Genomic DNA, 17,862 nt, shown 5'->3' with positions numbered 1-17,862 from the left:
GCCAAGTGTTCAGCAAGATTTGAGAATGGCATTAATAGAAGCCATCTGACTCACTTGTTGCAAGAAAACGATATACGGTGTGGCAGGCCCTATGCGGCAGGGATGCTAGATTGAGCCTACACCGTAAAGTCGTTTTACATATCTCAGTATTGTGTTCGTGTAGGCGTCAGATATTTTGACCCGGAATCCATTGCGTTCCTGCAAGTGGGACTCGAGCCATGGCTGCAGATTCGATGGTTAATGCAACGAGATCTTCCGGCTCCAGATTGCGCAAATCATTTTTGCCACAGGCTCGCGCGAGTGTTTGCGCTTCAAGTGTCAAGACATTGAGGTAATTAGCCAGCTTGCGACCGGCAATGACAGGATCCAGTCGTTTCATTAATTCTGGATCCTGTGTCGAAATTCCCGCTGGGTCTTTCCCTTCGTGATAGTCGTCATAATAGCCAGCGGCTGAGCCAATGCTGCGAAATTCTTCATCGTATTTTGGATCGTTACAGCCGAGCGCAATGAGCGCTGCTGTGCCTATCGCGACTGCATCTGCCCCCAGTGCCATACATTTAGCAACGTCGGCGCCATTGCGAATTCCGCCCGACACAATTAGCTGCACTTTACGGTGCATGTCCATTTCCTGTAAGGCTTGTACTGCCTGGGGGATGGCAGCGAGGGTAGGGATGCCGACATGTTCAATAAAGACATCTTGAGTCGCTGCGGTTCCTCCTTGCATTCCATCGACGACGATAACATCCGCGCCGGCTTTGACAGCGAGTTTGACGTCGTAGTAAGTGCGAGTAGCACCAACCTTGATGTAAATGGGCACCTGCCAATCGGTAATTTCACGCAGCTCTAGAATTTTAATGGTGAGGTCGTCCGGTCCAGTCCAGTCTGGATGCCGGCAGGCTGAGCGCTGATCGACGCCCTTGGGCAGTGTGCGCATTTGCGCAACGCGATCGGTAATTTTTTGACCCAACAGCATGCCGCCGCCACCGGGCTTTGCGCCTTGGCCGAGTACGATTTCAATAGCATCGGCTTTGCGTAAATCATCGGGATTCATTCCGTAGCGGGAGGGCAAGTACTGGTACACCAGTTTTTCAGATTGTCCACGTTCTTCTGGTGTCATACCCCCATCACCGGTGGTCGTCGACGTACCCATGATAGAGGCGCCGCGTCCGAGCGCTTCTTTGGCGTTGGCTGATAGGGCACCAAAGCTCATACCGGCAATGGTGATAGGGATGTCTAATTCAATCGGCTTTTTAGCAAATCGAGTCCCCAACGTAACGGCGGTGTTGCAGCGCTCGCGATATCCTTCCAACGGGTAGCGCGACATACTCGCTCCCAGAAAGAGCAGATCGTCAAAGTGGGGAAGCTTCCGTTTGGCGCCAAATCCACGAATATCGTAAATGCCTGTTTCGGCAGCACGACGGATTTCCGTCATGGTTACACGGTCAAAGGTGGCTGATTCGCGCAAGCCTTCGGTCAGTTTGCTGTCATCTTTCATCGTTGTGTCCTTTGCTGCGGCGATCAGTAGGCTGAGGCGTTGTCGACTTTAAAGTTATACAGGTTGCGAGCGGATCCATAACGCTTGAATTGCATTGGATCTTCATCGACGCCAGCGCGGTTGAGCAAGGTGGTCAATTCCTCGATATGTTCCTGGCGCATTTCTTTCTCGACGCAGTCGGCGCCGAGGGATTTCACACTGCCTTTCACATAGATATGAACTTCATAGAGAGAGTCTCCCAGAGCTTCACCTGCGTCGCCACAAACGACCAAGTTGCCCGCTTGTCCCATGAAGCAGCTCATGTGACCGACGTTGCCTTTTACAACGATGTCGACGCCTTTCATGGAAATGCCACAACGAGCGCCAGCGTTCCCTTCAATAACCAAAAGTCCGCCATGTGCGGTAGCGCCGGCAGCTTGTGAGGCATCGCCTTTAATTCTCACCGTTCCTGACATCATATTTTCTGCGACACCCTGACCGGCGTTCCCGAACACAGTGACGTGGGCATGTTTGTTCATACCCGCGCAGAAATAGCCCGCGTGGCCTTTGATATCGACAGCGAGGCTTTGATCGAGTCCGCAGGCGATGTTGTGGGCGCCTTTGGGTTCCAGTACCTCCCACTCCCGATCGGTACAGGCTTGTACCTGGTTATGCAGAAGCTGATTGAGTTCGCGCACACTGTGTTCTTGCAAGTTGATTGTTTTCATCATTGTTTTCCTAACGTCGGCGTCTTACTTATCGCGTTCCCAGATGTACATGGTGGCAGGTTCTGGCTCCCAGACTTTGGCTGTTTCAATACCTGGAAGGGTGGTGAGTGCCTGATACTCTGATGCCATAGCGACATAGTCGTCAGTCTCAGCGAGAACCGCCGGTTTGCATGCAATGGGATCGCGCATAACGGCGAATCCATCCCGCGTGCCGATGGCGAATGTATAAAAGCCATCGAGATCTTTTAACGCGTTTTGTAAGGCGTCGTGGAGGGATTCACCCAGTTGTAGCCGCCAAGTGAGGTATCCCGCTGCGACTTCTGAGTCATTTTCGGTCGTGAAGACCACGCCTTGTCGTTCCAGCAGTTCTCTCAAACGATTGTGATTGGAGAGCGAGCCATTGTGAACGAGACACAAATCTTGACCGGTGGAAAACGGGTGGCTGCCCGCCATGGTAACGGCAGATTCGGTCGCCATGCGCGTGTGTCCGATGATATGGCTTCCTTTCATGGCGGGTAGATTAAAGGTTGCTGAGATCTCCTCGGGCAGACCCACTTCTTTAAGAATTTCGATCGATTTCCCCGCGCTCAGAATTAGAACATCGGGTGCTAATTCGTGTACGGACTCTGTCGCGAGATCTGGTGAGCTTCCGATTTTAAAAACGGTCACTTTGCTGTTGGTAAACCAGGTTACGTTTGTGGCAAGAGATTCTTCGAGTTGGCCAGCTAAACGTCCCCAATCGTAATTGGGATCTTCGTGACGCAGAGTGAGTTTGACGTGATCATCGCTGACCTCGTCACCGTATATTGCGAACCCAGCACTGTCTGGGCCGCGGTCAGTCATTGCAATGAGCATTGGTGTAAAGAGCTTGCCCAGGTCACTCTCCAATGCACGGTTTTTTAGATACAGGCCGACAATTCCACACATAATTTCCTCGATATGTAAAAGCTAGTGCTGTATATGGGTCAGAAAAATTCACCATATTTTTTGATCTCCCAATCGGAAACATGGCGACTGTATTCAATCCACTCGGCCCGTTTGACTTTCAGGAATTCATTCACGATTTCGTTGCCCAAATGTTCTTGCAGGAGACTGTCAGCTTCTAACTCATTAAGAGCTTCGTTTAAGTTTTGCGGTAATATGTCGATGCCTTGTTCTTTTCTTTGCGCGTCGGTCAGTGAGTAGAGATTGATATTTTGTGGATCACCGGGATCTAGTTGGCGATCGATACCATCGAGCCCTGCTGCGATGAGTGCGGCATGTACCAGATAGGGATTGCAGCCGGAATCGGGCAAGCGAAATTCCAGTCTGCCGTAAGGGACTCTTACCATCGCAGAGCGATTGTTATCGCCGTAGGCAATATAGGCTGGTGCCCAGGTGGATCCAGAATTCGAACCGCCGACGACGAGGCGTTTGTATGAGTTCACTGTAGGAGCGGCAAACGCGCACAGGGCCTTCGCGTGGTGAAGCAGGCCAGCGGTAAAGTGATAAGCCATCTTCGACAGCCCCATGCCGTGATGATCATTATCGTCAGCAAAAAGGTTTTTACCTTCTGCGTCAGTGATTGAGAGGTGAAAGTGCATGCCGTTGCCGGTACGATTCGATGCGGGCTTTGGCATAAAGGAACAGACCATGTCCATCTCATTGGCGATTTCTCCCGCCGCCATACGAACGAAAGTAAAGCGGTCGGCAGATTCCAACGCTTCGCCATAGGTGTAGTTAATTTCGAATTGGCCGTTGGCGTCTTCGTGGTCGATTTGGTAGACATCAAAGTCGACAGCTTGCAGGCTTTCAACCAGTCTTTCTAAAAACTGACGGGAGCGTGACAGTCCTTTGTAGTCATAGCAGGGCTTATCGAGCTGATCGGAATCGTCAATGGGGGAAAGCGTGCCTTCAGCGTCGCGTTTAAATAAGGAAAATTCAGGCTCCAGACCTGTATTCAGTGTCCATCCTCGATCTGCAAGCCGTTGCAGCTGCTGTTTAAGAACCACACGACTGTCGTAAGGGTAGGGTTCACCATTGACATGCCCATCACAAACGATACGCGCATAACCCGGTTGCCAAGGTACGAGAGAGAGTGTGTTGAGGTCGCCTCGGGCCATAAAATCTGGCCCGTGAGGTTCCATACCCAGTCCCCAGACGGCAAAGCCTGCGAACCCGGCCCCGTTCTCCACGACGTCCATTAGGCATTGGGCGGGTACGGATTTGGTTTTGGCGACGCCGTGGATATCTACAAACTGGGCGAGAATATATTTTATGCCATTGTCTGCGATGAATTTGTCGATGTCTTGCGGCATGGCGGAGCCCTCTTTGTTAGATTGTTTCTTGTCGGTAAATAAAATCTACCATTGAGAAAGCATTGACTGTGCCAGACTATTTCTGAACAGGAAATTTTTATTCTGATCAGCTAAGTAATTGATTTTGATGGTGTAGTAAATAATATTTCTTTGTGAGAATATTTCGGAGGTGCAGAGTCACTGCACTTTTCTATTTTTTTGTGCGCGATTATGGCGCGCTGTGCACGAAGTCAGGGCTAAATCTATGGCGGATCCGCAAGATAAACGATTTGATCTCGACCAATATATTGGAATGAAAGTTAAGCGGGCCCGGCTGGATGAAGGATTAAAGCTTGTTGATGTGGCGCGAATTTCGGGCATCAGTCAGGGTATGGTCAGCAAAATTGAAAATGCGCAGGTGTCCAGTAGTCTGGAAACCTTGAGTCGCCTTTGCGATGCGATAGGGTTACCCATTTCGAAATTGTTTGCGGATTTTGATCGGCCGGATGGTGGCGCTCAGTATACTAAGGCGGGGCAGGGGTTAGAGGTTGTTCGTCGAGGTACAGAAAAAGGACACACCTATCATCTTCTGAATTATAAGCGAGGAGCGACGACAAGCTTCGAACCTTTTATGGTGACGATGGATGACCTATCCGAAGTCTTCCCAACCTTTTCTCATCCCGGAGAGGAATTCATTTATATTGTCGAAGGGAAAATTGTTTATCGACATGGCAATCATTTGTACGAAATGGCAGAGGGGGACAGCCTCTCTTTTGACGGTGAAATTCCCCACGGCCCTGAGAGATTGATCGAGGTTCCGATTCGATTGCTTTCGGTGATTACCTACCCCAAGCCGGCCTGACACAGAGAACTTGTTTTTATAGTTGGGGGTGCGTCAAGGGGGTGGGGCACAACCTACAGACGAAAAAAAAGCCTCAGCGTCACCGCTGTGGCTTTTTCTGTGGTCCCTCACAAGACCGTGACCAACCGCTTCCCTTGGGTCTTCAGCTGAGGAGATCATCCTAATCTCTTTGCTGGGGTCACCGTCAAGTATGCTTTGGCGTATCCTTCGGCCCTTCGTGGCCAGCCTGTTCGTCCGTGACAACTTCCGTGTACGGGATCTATAGTCTCGCATTTCGTGTGGGTAATACAGGCGACATTTTCAGTCGTGTTTGTAAGACATTTCCTACAAAATTGTCTCGCGTTGTCAGTAATCGGTTGCAGAATGTCAAAAACTGGTCTACCGATGCTATGCGATCTTGTGGGTCTTGATCGGATAATGCCGATCGCGGAAGAAACGAAAATGCTCCCGACAGTGATTTAAGACGCTAGGCTCTGCACATACCACTTCTGCCAGGCGTTGAAAGCGACTGAATCCACTTGGCACTCGGTCACTGAGATTGATCAGACAATCGTGATGATCCCCGCATTGATCATCCAAACCGATCGCGATGGGACAATCACTTGCCTGGGGCGGATTGATCTGATGTGGTAAAAAGCTCTCTGGCTGAAATTCCCACAGCAGCTGATCCAGGTGCTGAGCTTCACTCTGATTGTTAACGGCGATATAGACCTGATTTCCCTGTTGAAACGCCTTCTGGGCCAGACGGCAGCAAAACAGCAGCCTCTGGCTCAGATCGGCAGTTTCCAGGTTGTAGAAATCAACCCGTGTCATTTTACCTTGCTCATCAAATATTCAACCAGCAGAGATACTGGACGTCCCGTGGCGCCTTTCGCGCCTCCACTTAGCCAAGCGGTGCCCGCAATATCCAAATGTGCCCAGCGATATCCTTTGGTAAAGCGAGACAGGAAGCACGCTGCCGTTATGGCGCCACCGTGCGGGCCACCGATGTTCGCCATATCGGCAAAGTTGCTGTTGAGCAGCGGCTGGTATTCATCCCAGACTGGCAGGCGCCATGCTTTATCGCCGGCTTTACGACCTGCTTCGAGCAGCTCTTCTGCAAGCTCGTCGTCGTTGCTGAAGAGCCCTGTGGCGACTTTACCCAATGCCACCATACAGGCGCCGGTGAGTGTGGCCATGTCGACAACGGTTTCAGGATTGTAGCGATCTGCGTAGGTGAGGGCATCACAGAGGACAAGACGACCTTCTGCATCCGTATTAAGGATTTCTATCGTTTGTCCTGACATGGACGTCACGATATCGCCCGGCTTGGTGGCGCGTCCACTGGGGAGGTTTTCCGATGCTGCAACGAGACCAACCACATTAATAGGCAGTTCCAGCTGAGTCACCGTTTTCATTACGCCGAACACGGACGCGGCTCCGCACATATCAAATTTCATTTCGTCCATGCCCGCACCAGGCTTTAAGCTGATGCCGCCGGAGTCAAAGGTAATACCTTTGCCGACCAAGACGATGGGTTTTTCGGATTTTTTGCCGCCCATGTATTCCATGGAAATCAATTGGGCTTCCTCATCGCTGCCGGCGGAGACAGAAAGCAGAGATCCCATTCCCAGCTCTTGCATTTGTTTTTCGCCGAGAATTTTCACGCTGAGTTTTTCACTGGCACGGCCAAGCTTGCGGGCTTCCTTGCTCAGGTATTTCGGGGTACAGACGTTGCCGGGCAGGTTGCCAAGGTCTTTCGCGGTCGACATTCCGGCACCAATGGCGGCACCAGTTTTCAATGCTTTATTCACGGAGGTGGCTTCGCCACGGCCGCTCACCAGATAAATCACTTTCTTTAGGGAGACCGGTTGAGGCTTATCACTCTTCAGTTCTGCGAATGCGTAGAATTGGTCAACAAACGCTTTGGCGATCTGACGAGCCTTCCAGTCTTCGTCACGATCGGTAACCTCGACACTATCGAGTGCCAGTGTCACGTCTTTGGTGGTCATGCTTTTAACAGCCGCAGCGAGTTTACCCGCCAGAGTGTCGAACTGATCAGCTGACATGGGTGTGTTGGCTTTGCCCGTGCCCACAACCAGCACGCGCTCGGCCTTGATACCGGACGTGGTCAATACGGAGAGTGTCGACCCGTGTTTTCCTGTGATTTCTTTGCGGCTCACCAATGTGGTTAGAAATCCACCACCGGCGCTGTCCAGTTCTGCCAATTCACCGCTAAACTTACCGTCATCGCTGGCGGGTATCACCAGACAGCCGGTACGTGACGTTAATAGCGATGTGCTTTTTGCTTGAAAATCCATGAATCGTCTCCGCGATATTTTTTGCAGTGTATTGGCATTTGGAAGGAACCTGAGAAGCCCCGGGCGAGACAAAGTCAGTGCTATCGGCGATAATTTGCACCAACTGCGTCGTCAAAATGCGTTATCCATGAAAGTGTACGCTATGCGTGCATTCTATCCAAACCGCCGGTAAAAAAAGATTCGTTTAAACAGGCCTTAATTCAGAGTGATTATTTTTCGTTATCTTGCCCGTGAAGTCCTGGTCAGTATGGCTGCGGTGAGCGGGGTTCTGCTGCTGATCATCATGAGCGGCCGGTTTGTAAAATATTTGGCGGAAGCGGCCTCCGGTCGTCTGGCCGCGGAAGTTTTACTGTCGATTATGTTTTACCGCCTGCCGGGTTTTCTCGAGTTAATTCTTCCCTTGGGACTGTTTATCGGCTTTTTGCTCGCCTATGGTCGACTCTATATGGACAGCGAGCTGACCGTGTTGACCGCCTGCGGTTTCAGTCCAACACAGTTGCTGCGCTACAGTTTTTTTCCTGCAGGTATGGTCGCGTTATTGGTTGGTCTCTTGAGTTTACTGATCAGTCCGATCGGTATTCGTGAAGCTGATGCCATTTTGCAGGAGCAAAAAAACCGCAGTGAGCTGGAGCATTTGGTTGCTGCACGCTTTCAGGAATTGCGCAGCGGTGGAAGCGTTGTCTATACCGAAAGAATGAGTGCCGATCGCCAGACGATGTACGATGTGTTTATCGCACAGCGAGCAAACGAACAGGATGATATTTCGGTGGTGGTTGCAAAAACCGGCGAGCAGGTGACAGATCCTGAGTCAGGTCGCCGCTATATTCGCCTCAGCGACGGCTATCGTTATACCGGTTTACCTGGGCAGCAGGATTATCAGGTGGTGGAATTTGAGCACTATTGGCAGCTCTTGCCTGAGCCTGTTTTGTTGGACGAGCAGCATGAGGAATCCGATGCTCGCACAACCGCAGCCCTGTGGCGCTCTTCGGAGCCGGCGGATGTTGCCGCTTTGCATTGGCGTTTATCTCTGCCAATCATGGTGGTGGTCGTGACATTGATGGCTGTGCCGCTGAGTAAAACCAATCCCCGGCAGGGGCGTTATCTACAAATGTTGCCTGCCATACTGCTGTACATTATTTATTTGGTATCGCTCAATGGTGCTCGTGGTGTGGTTGAAGATGGCGGCAGTCCTTGGTCGAGCATGTGGTTGGTCCACGGGTTGTTTACCGCGATTGCCATCGCGATTTTGAGCGCTCCTCATTTCCGCCGAAAACAAAGAGCGGCGAAGGGAGGGCGCTAACGTGAGAAAACTCAATTGGTATATTGGTACGACGGTCGCGGGAACGGTATTGGTCGTATTGATGGTCATCGTTGCTCTGGATGCCATTGCCGCATTAGTCGATCAGCTGGGTGAGCTAAAAGGCAACTACACCTTCACTGAAGCACTTATCTACGTCGGCATGACCTTGCCTTCGCGAATCTACAGCAATATCTCTTTTGCCTCTTTAGTGGGGTGTTTAATCGGTCTTGGAATGCTGGCGGGAACCAGTGAGCTGGTCGTTATGCGAGCGGCTGGCGTCTCTGTATTGCAAATCACTCTCGCGGTCATTCGCCCGGTGCTGTTGTTTGTTGTCATCGGTGTCGCTATTGGTGAATTTGCGGTTCCGACACTCGATGAAGCCGCCGACAGTCGGCGAGCACTCGCGCAAGGCGACAGGCATGCATTGGAATCGCAATATGGCCTGTGGAACCGGGAAGAGGGGGAGTTTATGCATTTTAATACAATTCTTCCCGGCGGAATTTTACACGGCATTACCCGCTATCGATTTGATGACAGTGGCAAGTTGATCACGGCGAGTTTCGCGAAAGAGGCACTGTTTGAAAATCGTCAGTGGCGGGAGCGGGATATCAAAGAAACTCAGTTCGCTGAGGATCATATTGGTCGCAAGGACATCGAGTCGCGGGAGTGGGATACACGTTTAACGCCGAGAATGCTTCGGATTTTAACCGCAGATCCTGAAACCCTTTCGATTCTCAGCCTGCACCGTTACTCCCGGTATTTGGATCGACAAAATCTGGATAACGAGAAATACCAATTGTCACTTTGGAAAAAAGTTCTGCAACCGGCAGCAACGATCAGCTTGGTATTAATTGCGGTGTCTTTTATATTTGGGCCGTTGCGAGAAGTGACGACCGGCTATCGCATCTTTACTGGCGTGATCGTTGGTATCGTTTTTCAAACAACCCAGGACTTACTGGGACCAGCCAGTCTTGTCTATGGGTTTCCTCCGCTATTGGCCAGTCTGATTCCGATTTCCGTCTGCGCGGGCATTGGGCTCTTTCTGCTGAGTCGGACGCGGTGAAGTTCTCAATCGTTTTGTTCGAAACTTGCCGCAGTTGTCGACTGTCGATTCATTTTTTCTTACTGGGTTTCGGAAGCACCACCACTTGCGTACCGCTGGCCATGTCGTGCCAGCAACGTTTTTCGCGATCAATCAGGCTCCACAGGTAGCCGATTCCTGCACAGGCGAGGCTCAGAGGGCCTAAGACGCCGCGAATCAGTGCCGCACGTAAGCTGACCTGGGAATGGGGGCTTTCAATCAGTCGGATTCTCCAGGCTTTCATGCCAACGGTTTGTCCGCCGCGACACCAGAAATAGATGTAAAACGCTTCCAGGCAGATCAAAAGACCGATAAATCCAAATAATCCCATGGTCGCGCGGCCGGAATTCGGCAGCGCAATATGGAAAATGGCATATTTAACCGTCAAAAACAGTGCTCCATAAGCCATCGCAATGGAGATGAGAATGAGTGAATCGTAAACCAGAGCGGCAAGGCGCCGGATTAAGCCGGCGGGGGGCAGCTGCATTGCTTGCATAGGGCAGTGAGTCAGGTAGAAAAACAGACGGAATTCTACCGACTCATGGGGTGCCTGTCTTCATTCGGGGCGCAATCTGCTGCGGTGGGGGTCGGTTCCTGTCGACATCGGCGACGTGGGAAGTCGACGTTCGTGTCTCGATTGATCAGCTCGGTGAGGCCAGGGAGAGCCGAAGGTACTCCCCGGGGGCATTAAAACTCATATTCGAACAGCAATCGGACTTTGTCGTCAGAGACTCGGAACTTGTAGTCGACGGCACTGCTAAGTTTGCCGTTGCCATTGCTGTCGGGAAGCGCCTTATTGGACATGCCGCGGTTTCGCAACCCCTTCCAGTAGGTTTTAAAGCCCATTTTTGCAATGTGAGAGATCACGCGAGTGCCAACATGCAGATCACTCTCGTCCCGGTTTTGTAATAACCACTGATGGTTGAGTGCCCGAACTTCAGCGCGTGTGCCGTGTTCCCGGATGAGCGCGGCCGCCTGCTCTAATGAGCGATTGTCGAGACCGGCGCTGTAGGCATCATTGTGCGTTGCTTTTCGGGTGCCTGCTGCGTTGTGGGTCAGCGGATTGTAATAGTTGAGTTGGTCGGGCAGAAAGAGATCGCGCGTTGTTTCTGCGCGGACACCGGAGCTCACACCAAGCGTGATGGCCAGCAGGGGCAGCAGCAGGTGCGAGAGTTTGAATTCAGCTTTGTAGGGAAAGATGGCGTGTAACATCGATCGATACCAGTGTTGATTTTAGCGACAGTTATTATAAAACCAGTTTTGCCACTGTCAGTGGCGCGTTTAGATTATTTTATTCTTGTTTGGACGGATTACCCTTTGAGTGATCACAGTTGTGGTGTGACCTTTGTCGAAAGAACAGGGAAAGGCAGTTTTAGATTCGGTAATGACGGTAACCCGTCACAAAAATAAGGAAGGGCTGGATGGGGAACTTAGGAGAGACGGTAGGAGAGGTGGTGACCGGTGACTGTCAACGGGTCACCCCGTTAACAGCCGGATTCATGATGAATATTAGACAATGCCGCCTAGGCACATGTACTTGATTTCGACATAGTCGTCGATGCCGTACTTGGATCCTTCACGGCCACTACCACTTTCTTTAACGCCGCCAAACGGTGCCATTTCGTTTGAAATAAGACCTTCGTTTACGCCAACAATACCGTATTCCAAGCCTTCTCCAATTCGGAAGATTCTGCCCAAGTCCTTGGTGTAGAAATAAGAGGCAAGTCCAAACTCCGTATCGTTAGCCATTTGCAGGGCTTCCTCTTCCGTTGAAAAGCGGAAGATGGGCGCAACGGGTCCGAAGATCTCTTCTTTAAAGAGTCGCATGTCGGTGGTTGTGTTTGCCAGGATGGTGGGCTCAAAGAAGCAGTCGCCAAGGTCGGATGTTTTGCCTCCGAGTACAACTTGAGCGCCTTTTTCAACCGCGTCATCGACCAGCGTTTTGACGTCGCGAACCGCTTTCGTGTTTACGAGTGGGCCGTGGGTAACAGAGCTGTCGAAGCCGTCACCGATTTTAAACTCCGCAACCTTGGCGCGCAGTTTTTCGACGAAGGCATCGTAAACCCCGTCCTGCACCAGTAAACGGTTGGTGCACACGCAGGTTTGCCCCGAATTGCGGTACTTGGATGCCAGGGCGCCCTCGATGGCCGCGTCGAGATCGGCGTCGTCGAAGACGATGAAGGGGGCATTACCACCCAGTTCCATGGAGGTTTTCTTAATGGTGCCAGCACACTGTTCCAGAAGAATCTTGCCAACGCCGGTGGAGCCAGTGAACGTGAGCTTGCGAACCTTGGGGTTGCTGGTCATTTCAGCACCCACTTCGCTCGAACTACCGCCAACCACCATATTGAGTACTCCGGCCGGGACGCCTGCTTCTTCTGCCAGAACACACATGGCCAGTGCAGATAGCGGAGTTTCTGATGCGGGTTTGCCGACGAATGTACAGCCCGCAGCCAGTGCTGGTGCTGCTTTACGTGCAATCATCGCATTGGGGAAGTTCCATGGGGTGATCGAGGCAACGACGCCAACAGGCTGTTTGATCACCATGATCCGCTGGTCTTTCTTAGGGGCTGGAATGATGTCGCCGTCGATGCGTTTGGCTTCTTCAGCAAACCACTCGATATAGCTGGCTCCGTAGGCGATCTCCCCGCGGGCTTCAGCGAGAGGCTTCCCTTGCTCGGCGGTCAATATCTTTGCGAGATCTTCCTGATGCTCCATCATTAGATCAAACCACTTACGCAGAATCTTGGAGCGCTCTTTTGCAGGCGTAGATGCCCAGGCGGGAAAGGCCGCTTCAGCTGCGTCGATCGCCTCTCGCGTAGTATCTCCACCGTGGCTGGTGATACTTGCGACCACTTCGCCGTTGGCGGGATTGGTCACATCCACCGATTTTTCCGAAGTGAGCCATTCTCCATTGACGAAAGATTTGGTCGCAAGCAGGTCTGGACGATCGAGAGTGAGCATTGGGTTTTTCCCCATAAAACTGAATGACATGAATAGAAGGGTACGGGTGCAGTATACCCAGCGGTTGTGTGCCAGGTAAACTCGGGGCTAAGCAGTTGGCTTTTCGTGTGAGTGGGACTCGTTTTCGGTTGACCCGGGAAAAACCCCTGTTATAATCCCGCCCTCATTGTTACCACAGCTTGTTGCAGTCGCAGCAATTCTTATGTGCCAGAGTGGTGAAATTGGTAGACACAGGGGATTCAAAATCCCCCGCTAGCGATAGTGTGCCGGTTCGAGTCCGGCCTCTGGTACCATTTGTTACAGATCAGTCCTAACGTGCAGCGCTGTTGCATGCTTGAATAAGTTTGCTTGATTTTTGATCAGCTCTTACTCTCTAAATTCAATGGCAATTCCAACTGACAATTCTGCAATTGCTGATGGCATTGATGCCATGAAATGTATAGCTGGTGTTGAGCTTTTAGGCAGGTGATCCCCAATCTTCTACGATTGATCTGAGACAGCTCCCTCAGTATTAGGCTATAACGGCGAACAATTGCAGAGGTATGGTGTAGGGTTTCCAAGGAGACTGTATCCGCGGATCTGGACAAGATTGTCGATATCGCGCTTTTATGGTTTTTCAGTGTTTTTTCCCTCATTGGTTGGGATCTTGTCCTCAACGTCTGTACGTGCTGTATTTGCCTCTTTGAGTTCGGCCTGACAGATTACCAATTCTGCAAATAGTTTTGCCCATGTTTGATCAAGATTACGTCTCTCCCCAGAGGATGTTGTTTTTAATCTGCCCCGATTGAGGTTTGAAAATTCACAGAGCAGACGGCTATAGCGGCATTGGAGTGTAGAATATTTTTGCAACGTATCTATATCATGGTTGTTCATATTCGCATCCTTACCCTGATACTCAGGGATTTTATGACCTCGTTTTTACAGTAAATTGCCGTTCGTAACTAGGCCGAAGAATGATGCTGCGCCAGTGCACTTTGGCTATGGAATGAGTAGGACAGCGACGGGTTATTTTTGCATTCATACATGGCTTCATCGGCGGCTCGGATTAACTCGTCTCCTGTCATGCCGGATAGAGGATAAAGAGCGATTCCGATACTCGCTCCTAGAGCTAAATTGAGGTTTGGTGAGCAGTAGGGAGCATCTTTAATGGCTTTGGCTAAGCGGCTGGCTACTCGCCAACTGTTGTTGCCGCCGCAACCTTCAACGTCTTCGAGCAATATGACAAACTCATCTCCGCCATAGCGGCCAATCGAATCGCAACGTCGAATAGCATCGTACATGCGGCTTGCGGCCTCTTTGATGACCTGATCGCCGACGTCGTGACCGTGGGTGTCATTAATTTCTTTGAACTTGTTGAGGTCGACAAATATCAACGCGAGGGATTTGCTGGTGCGTTCTGCCCGGGCAATGGCATTTTCGAGTTGGTCAAGAAATGCGTAGCGGGCCATAACGCCGGTCAACGTATCTCGGGTTGCCCGGGCGAGAAACGCCAAATCTTCCTGTTTACGGCGAATGGAATAGTTGATGGATTCATGCAGTTCTTTGGCTGTCAGACTATTTTTGGAAAGATAATCTTGGGCGCCCATTTTTAAGGCTTTGGTGGCAACACGTTCATCGCCGCCGCCAGTGAGCATGACTACAGGTATTTGAATGCTCGCCATTTGAATCTCATTCAAAACCCAAAAACCATCGTGGCCTGGCATATTATAGTCAATCAAAATGCAGTGAAAGTTCTGGTATCGAATCTTATAAATGGCTTCCTTAGCGCTAGAGCAGGTCGCTATATCAAATTGATTCGCGTCGGTAGACATCAGCGTATCCTGAATAAATTCCAAATCTTCGGGAGAGTCGTCAACGATCAAGATATTCACTTTTTCCTGCTGCATGGTGCCAAGAACTCCAAATGTGTTATTTCTGTGTCCAGTTACGATGAGAGGTGTCTCTGGGAATCAGCGCAATTTCAAACCAGTATTCTTTAATACGTTGAATGGCTGCCACCAATGAATTTAGTGTGGCTGGTTTTTGCACATAGCTGTTTGCGCCCATGGCATAACAGGCTTCGACATCAACAGGGTCTGAGGAGGTTGTAAAAACAATTACCGGAATGCCTCGAAATTGTTGGAACGAGCGCATTTCTTGCAGAACTGCTCTACCATCGACTCCCGGCATATTTAAATCCAGTAGCATTAGTCCGGGTGTTGGAAATTTTTCAGAATCGGTAAAGGGAGGTGAATTAGAAAGATACGCCAGAGCCTCCTTGCCATCTTTCGCCCGATGAATGGGATTATTAAAGTTGGCAGATTCTGTCAGTGCATCACAGGTGCATTCATAATCTTCATCGTTATCCTCAACGATCAGAATATGTTGCGGTCGAATTTTATCCATACATTGATTCCTGTTGGGAAGTGGGTGTTGGAGTCTCTATTGTTTTTTCTTCATCTTTTTTTATTGCGGTAATGGGCGTGCCGGGCGACAAGCTGAACATAAAGCAGGTACCGCTGCCGGGGGTAGAGGTCAGCCAAATCTGGCCGCCATGCTGTTCGATAGCCTTTTTGACAAAGGTCAGTCCCGCCCCTGTACCATATCCATAGGCGTCTTCCCGGTTCAGTCGCTTGAACATGCGAAATATCTGTTCGTGAAATTCGGGTTCTATGCCGATGCCGTTGTCGCGAATGGAAAAGACATTTCGGAATCTCACGTTTTCATGTTGCATGGATTCAAAAATTTCGATTTCAATGTGCTTTAGGTGCGCATCATTGTATTTCACGCCGTTGGTGATCAAATTGGTAAAGATGGAATGTGCTTTGTTTCGGTCACACATAAGAGCGGGTAAATGCTTCTTGATGATTACTTCGGCGTTTTTTTCTTGGAGATAATCTTGATGACTGTCTTTAATGTCGAGAACCAATTGATTGAGGTCGACCTTTGTGAGTTCTGCGGTGGCGCGGCCAAGGCGCGAATAGAAAAGTAGATCTGCGACGAGATCATGCATGCGCTCACTCAATGTCATCATTCTATGTAGCCGTTTAATGCCATCCACATCTAAGATGTCGCCGTATTTCGTCACCATTTTTTGTGCAAGTAATTGGATGCCTCGCATAGGTTCCCTTAAGTCGTGAGAAGCAATGTAGGCAAAGTCGTCCAGTTCGCGGTTACTTTTTTCAAGATCTTGAATTAATGAAAGTATGCGGTTTTCTTTTTCTTTGCGTTCGCTGATGTCAGCGATGATCCCGAGAAACCGAAATTTCTGATTATTAGAGCTTTCTGCCAATGTCAGCTGAACGGGAAAGGTTGCGCCATCTTTCCGTTGACCGGTTAGCTCTCTACTCTTACCGATGAGCCGTGCCTTATTGGTATGGTTATAGTTCTCAATATAGTGGTCGTGCTGGGAGCGATGAGGCTCGGGAACCAGAATTTTTACGTTCTGACCAATTAATTCATCAGTTCGGTAGCCGAACATTTCTAAAGCAGCGGGGTTTACTGTTTGAATAATCCCATGATTATCAATAGTGACTAAGGCATCAACTACCGTTTGAAAGATGGCTTCGTAGCCCTGAAGCGCGGTTTGTCTCGCTTGGTGAGACTCCGCCTCTCTCTGTAGGGCGCATTCTACGTTATTGACAAGAGTACTAAGTTCAATATCCTTAAAATCGGGAAGTTTTAATTGGTTTCCGTGCTGAGCATAATCGCCAATTGAGGCGATGGATTGCATCAGTGGTTTTGTAATAGATCGACTTACCAAAAATGCGATTGTCGCCATCGCTACGACAAAGAGTGCCCCCGACATCAGTAATTTTTGTTGATAGTGGTGCAGAGGGGCCAACAGTGAATTTCTGTCTTCCAAAATAGATATTGCAAGGACCAGATTATTACCGGAGACAGCGATAGGAGGCGAGGTCACAATCATTAAACTACTACTACTACTACTACTAGGGTCGGTAGTGTTGAATACGCGAAATGCCGGGCTTGCCAAGATTTTCTGATTTAAGGTTTGTTCTCGCTCAGACAGATCTTCCTTAAAAAAGAACGCAGATTTTTGTAGGTCAGGGTGTGATATAAAAACGTTACCCTGATTATCCATGATCCGTGTTTCTTGGTTCGATGATAACGTATCGTTTAGTTGTAACAGTGTTTTTCGGTAGTCAACATTGATTACCAGTATTGCAAAAACCCGATCATTCTCATCAACCAGTGTTGTTGCCGAGCGAAAGGTCGGAATACGTCTTGGATCGACCTTGCCGTGTTCACGATTGAGGGTGATCTGAGAGTGATAAACGTTACCCTGTGTTAGAGCTAAGCTTTCCTGGAAATAGGGTTCTGATGCTTTAGCTTGTAGATCTTTGGTCGCTTGAATACTGCCATCGGCGGTTCGTTCCACTCGAACCAGTTCCATACCTTTTTCGTCGGCAGCGATCAGGCGGATCTGGAAAAAATGTTCGTTTTTTTTCAGTATTGAAATAAATATGATTTGCAAACGTTGTAGCCATTGAGCTGTGGTGGACTGATCTTGGTCATCGAATCCATTATTGTTGTATGCCCGACCAAGGCCGGCTATCGGGGGGAGGGACGCCAGGGTTAGCAATTCTTGATCGATGGCGTCAAATCGGTAGTGAACATCGGGAATTCTTGACTGTAAATTGGCTCGATAGGCTGTCTCGATGGTTTCCAGCTTTTCTTGCATGAGTAAGTGATAGGCAAAGAGCGCAGAAATCGCGACTGTCAGCGCCGAGAGTGCGGTTATGGCGAGAGTGATTTTTCCTCGAATCGATGTTGAGGCGAACAGCTTCATATTGAGCAACTTATTTGAGGCGCGCTATCTAATAAGACTAGTTAAGCTAATGCCTCATGTTGAGACTCTTTCGTATTAAACAATTCAA

Annotated in this window: 16 protein-coding genes and 1 tRNA gene; 4 read left to right on the top strand and 13 right to left on the bottom strand. The window is 49.9% G+C overall.

Features of this window, described 5'->3' with window-relative positions:
• Positions 1-166: 166 nt before the first annotated feature.
• From ACXAFR_RS12455 to glnT, 4 genes are read right to left on the bottom strand one after another with little or no spacing between them, the layout of a single operon-like run.
• Positions 167-1,495, bottom strand: a complete 1,329-nt coding sequence (locus tag ACXAFR_RS12455; RefSeq protein WP_475177311.1) for an FMN-binding glutamate synthase family protein — start codon at positions 1,493-1,495, stop codon at positions 167-169.
• 23 nt (positions 1,496-1,518) lie between these two features.
• On the bottom strand, positions 1,519-2,205 hold the full coding sequence (locus tag ACXAFR_RS12450; RefSeq protein WP_475177310.1) for a GltB/FmdC/FwdC-like GXGXG domain-containing protein: 687 nt from the start codon (positions 2,203-2,205) through the stop codon (positions 1,519-1,521).
• 21 nt (positions 2,206-2,226) lie between these two features.
• Complete coding sequence (locus ACXAFR_RS12445; RefSeq protein WP_475177307.1) at positions 2,227-3,129, bottom strand: class II glutamine amidotransferase; 903 nt, start codon at positions 3,127-3,129, stop codon at positions 2,227-2,229.
• 38 nt (positions 3,130-3,167) lie between these two features.
• Positions 3,168-4,499 carry a type III glutamate--ammonia ligase gene (gene glnT / locus ACXAFR_RS12440; RefSeq protein ID WP_475177304.1) on the bottom strand — a complete coding sequence of 444 codons (1,332 nt, stop codon included), beginning with the start codon at positions 4,497-4,499 and terminating at the stop codon, positions 3,168-3,170.
• A 244-nt stretch (positions 4,500-4,743) separates the two neighbouring features.
• Here glnT and ACXAFR_RS12435 point away from each other — a divergent pair, with 244 nt between their 5' ends.
• Positions 4,744-5,340, top strand: coding sequence for a helix-turn-helix domain-containing protein (locus tag ACXAFR_RS12435; RefSeq protein WP_475177302.1), 597 nt, complete (start codon positions 4,744-4,746; stop codon positions 5,338-5,340).
• Positions 5,341-5,727: 387 nt separating this feature from the next.
• Here ACXAFR_RS12435 and ACXAFR_RS12430 read toward each other — a convergent pair whose 3' ends face one another.
• On the bottom strand, positions 5,728-6,153 hold the full coding sequence (locus tag ACXAFR_RS12430) for a DNA polymerase III subunit chi (protein ID WP_475177301.1): 426 nt from the start codon (positions 6,151-6,153) through the stop codon (positions 5,728-5,730).
• The gene (locus ACXAFR_RS12425; protein WP_475177299.1) at positions 6,150-7,640 is read right to left on the bottom strand and encodes a leucyl aminopeptidase; all 1,491 of its coding nucleotides are present in this window, start codon (positions 7,638-7,640) and stop codon (positions 6,150-6,152) included. Before ACXAFR_RS12425 ends, ACXAFR_RS12430 begins: the two co-directional genes overlap by 4 nt.
• Before the next feature lie 205 nt (positions 7,641-7,845).
• Here ACXAFR_RS12425 and lptF point away from each other — a divergent pair, with 205 nt between their 5' ends.
• Together lptF and lptG are read left to right on the top strand one after the other, a co-directional pair.
• A complete protein-coding gene (gene lptF, locus ACXAFR_RS12420; protein ID WP_475177296.1) occupies positions 7,846-8,940 on the top strand; it encodes an LPS export ABC transporter permease LptF in 1,095 nt (364 codons plus the stop codon).
• Between the two features lies 1 nt (position 8,941).
• Positions 8,942-10,003, top strand: a complete 1,062-nt coding sequence (lptG, locus tag ACXAFR_RS12415; RefSeq protein ID WP_475177295.1) for an LPS export ABC transporter permease LptG — start codon at positions 8,942-8,944, stop codon at positions 10,001-10,003.
• 49 nt (positions 10,004-10,052) lie between these two features.
• Here lptG and ACXAFR_RS12410 read toward each other — a convergent pair whose 3' ends face one another.
• From ACXAFR_RS12410 to ACXAFR_RS12400, 3 genes are all read right to left on the bottom strand, one after another.
• The gene (locus ACXAFR_RS12410; protein WP_475177293.1) at positions 10,053-10,517 is read right to left on the bottom strand and encodes an RDD family protein; all 465 of its coding nucleotides are present in this window, start codon (positions 10,515-10,517) and stop codon (positions 10,053-10,055) included.
• A gap of 191 nt (positions 10,518-10,708) precedes the next feature.
• A complete protein-coding gene (locus ACXAFR_RS12405; RefSeq protein ID WP_475177291.1) occupies positions 10,709-11,233 on the bottom strand; it encodes a hypothetical protein in 525 nt (174 codons plus the stop codon).
• A gap of 297 nt (positions 11,234-11,530) precedes the next feature.
• Entirely contained in the window at positions 11,531-12,985 is a 1,455-nt protein-coding gene (locus ACXAFR_RS12400) for an NAD-dependent succinate-semialdehyde dehydrogenase (RefSeq protein ID WP_475177289.1), read from the bottom strand.
• Positions 12,986-13,191: 206 nt separating this feature from the next.
• Between ACXAFR_RS12400 and ACXAFR_RS12395 the strand changes: the two genes are divergently transcribed.
• Positions 13,192-13,278 (top strand) — tRNA-Leu (locus ACXAFR_RS12395).
• Between the two features lie 313 nt (positions 13,279-13,591).
• Here the strand turns inward: ACXAFR_RS12395 and ACXAFR_RS12390 are convergent.
• The 4 genes from ACXAFR_RS12390 to ACXAFR_RS12375 form a co-directional block, all read right to left on the bottom strand.
• Positions 13,592-13,858 carry a hypothetical protein gene (locus tag ACXAFR_RS12390; protein ID WP_475177287.1) on the bottom strand — a complete coding sequence of 89 codons (267 nt, stop codon included), beginning with the start codon at positions 13,856-13,858 and terminating at the stop codon, positions 13,592-13,594.
• A 68-nt stretch (positions 13,859-13,926) separates the two neighbouring features.
• A complete protein-coding gene (locus tag ACXAFR_RS12385) occupies positions 13,927-14,871 on the bottom strand; it encodes a GGDEF domain-containing response regulator (protein ID WP_475177285.1) in 945 nt (314 codons plus the stop codon).
• 22 nt (positions 14,872-14,893) lie between these two features.
• Entirely contained in the window at positions 14,894-15,370 is a 477-nt protein-coding gene (locus ACXAFR_RS12380; RefSeq protein ID WP_475177284.1) for a response regulator, read from the bottom strand.
• The gene (locus ACXAFR_RS12375) at positions 15,363-17,666 is read right to left on the bottom strand and encodes a sensor histidine kinase (RefSeq protein ID WP_475177281.1); all 2,304 of its coding nucleotides are present in this window, start codon (positions 17,664-17,666) and stop codon (positions 15,363-15,365) included. Before ACXAFR_RS12375 ends, ACXAFR_RS12380 begins: the two co-directional genes overlap by 8 nt.
• Positions 17,667-17,862: the final 196 nt, after the last annotated feature.

Source organism: Pseudomaricurvus sp. ABR4_320 (assembly GCF_056159445.1).
Note: the sequence above shows the minus strand (reverse complement) of the source record. Positions and strands in the feature narration are given on the sequence as shown.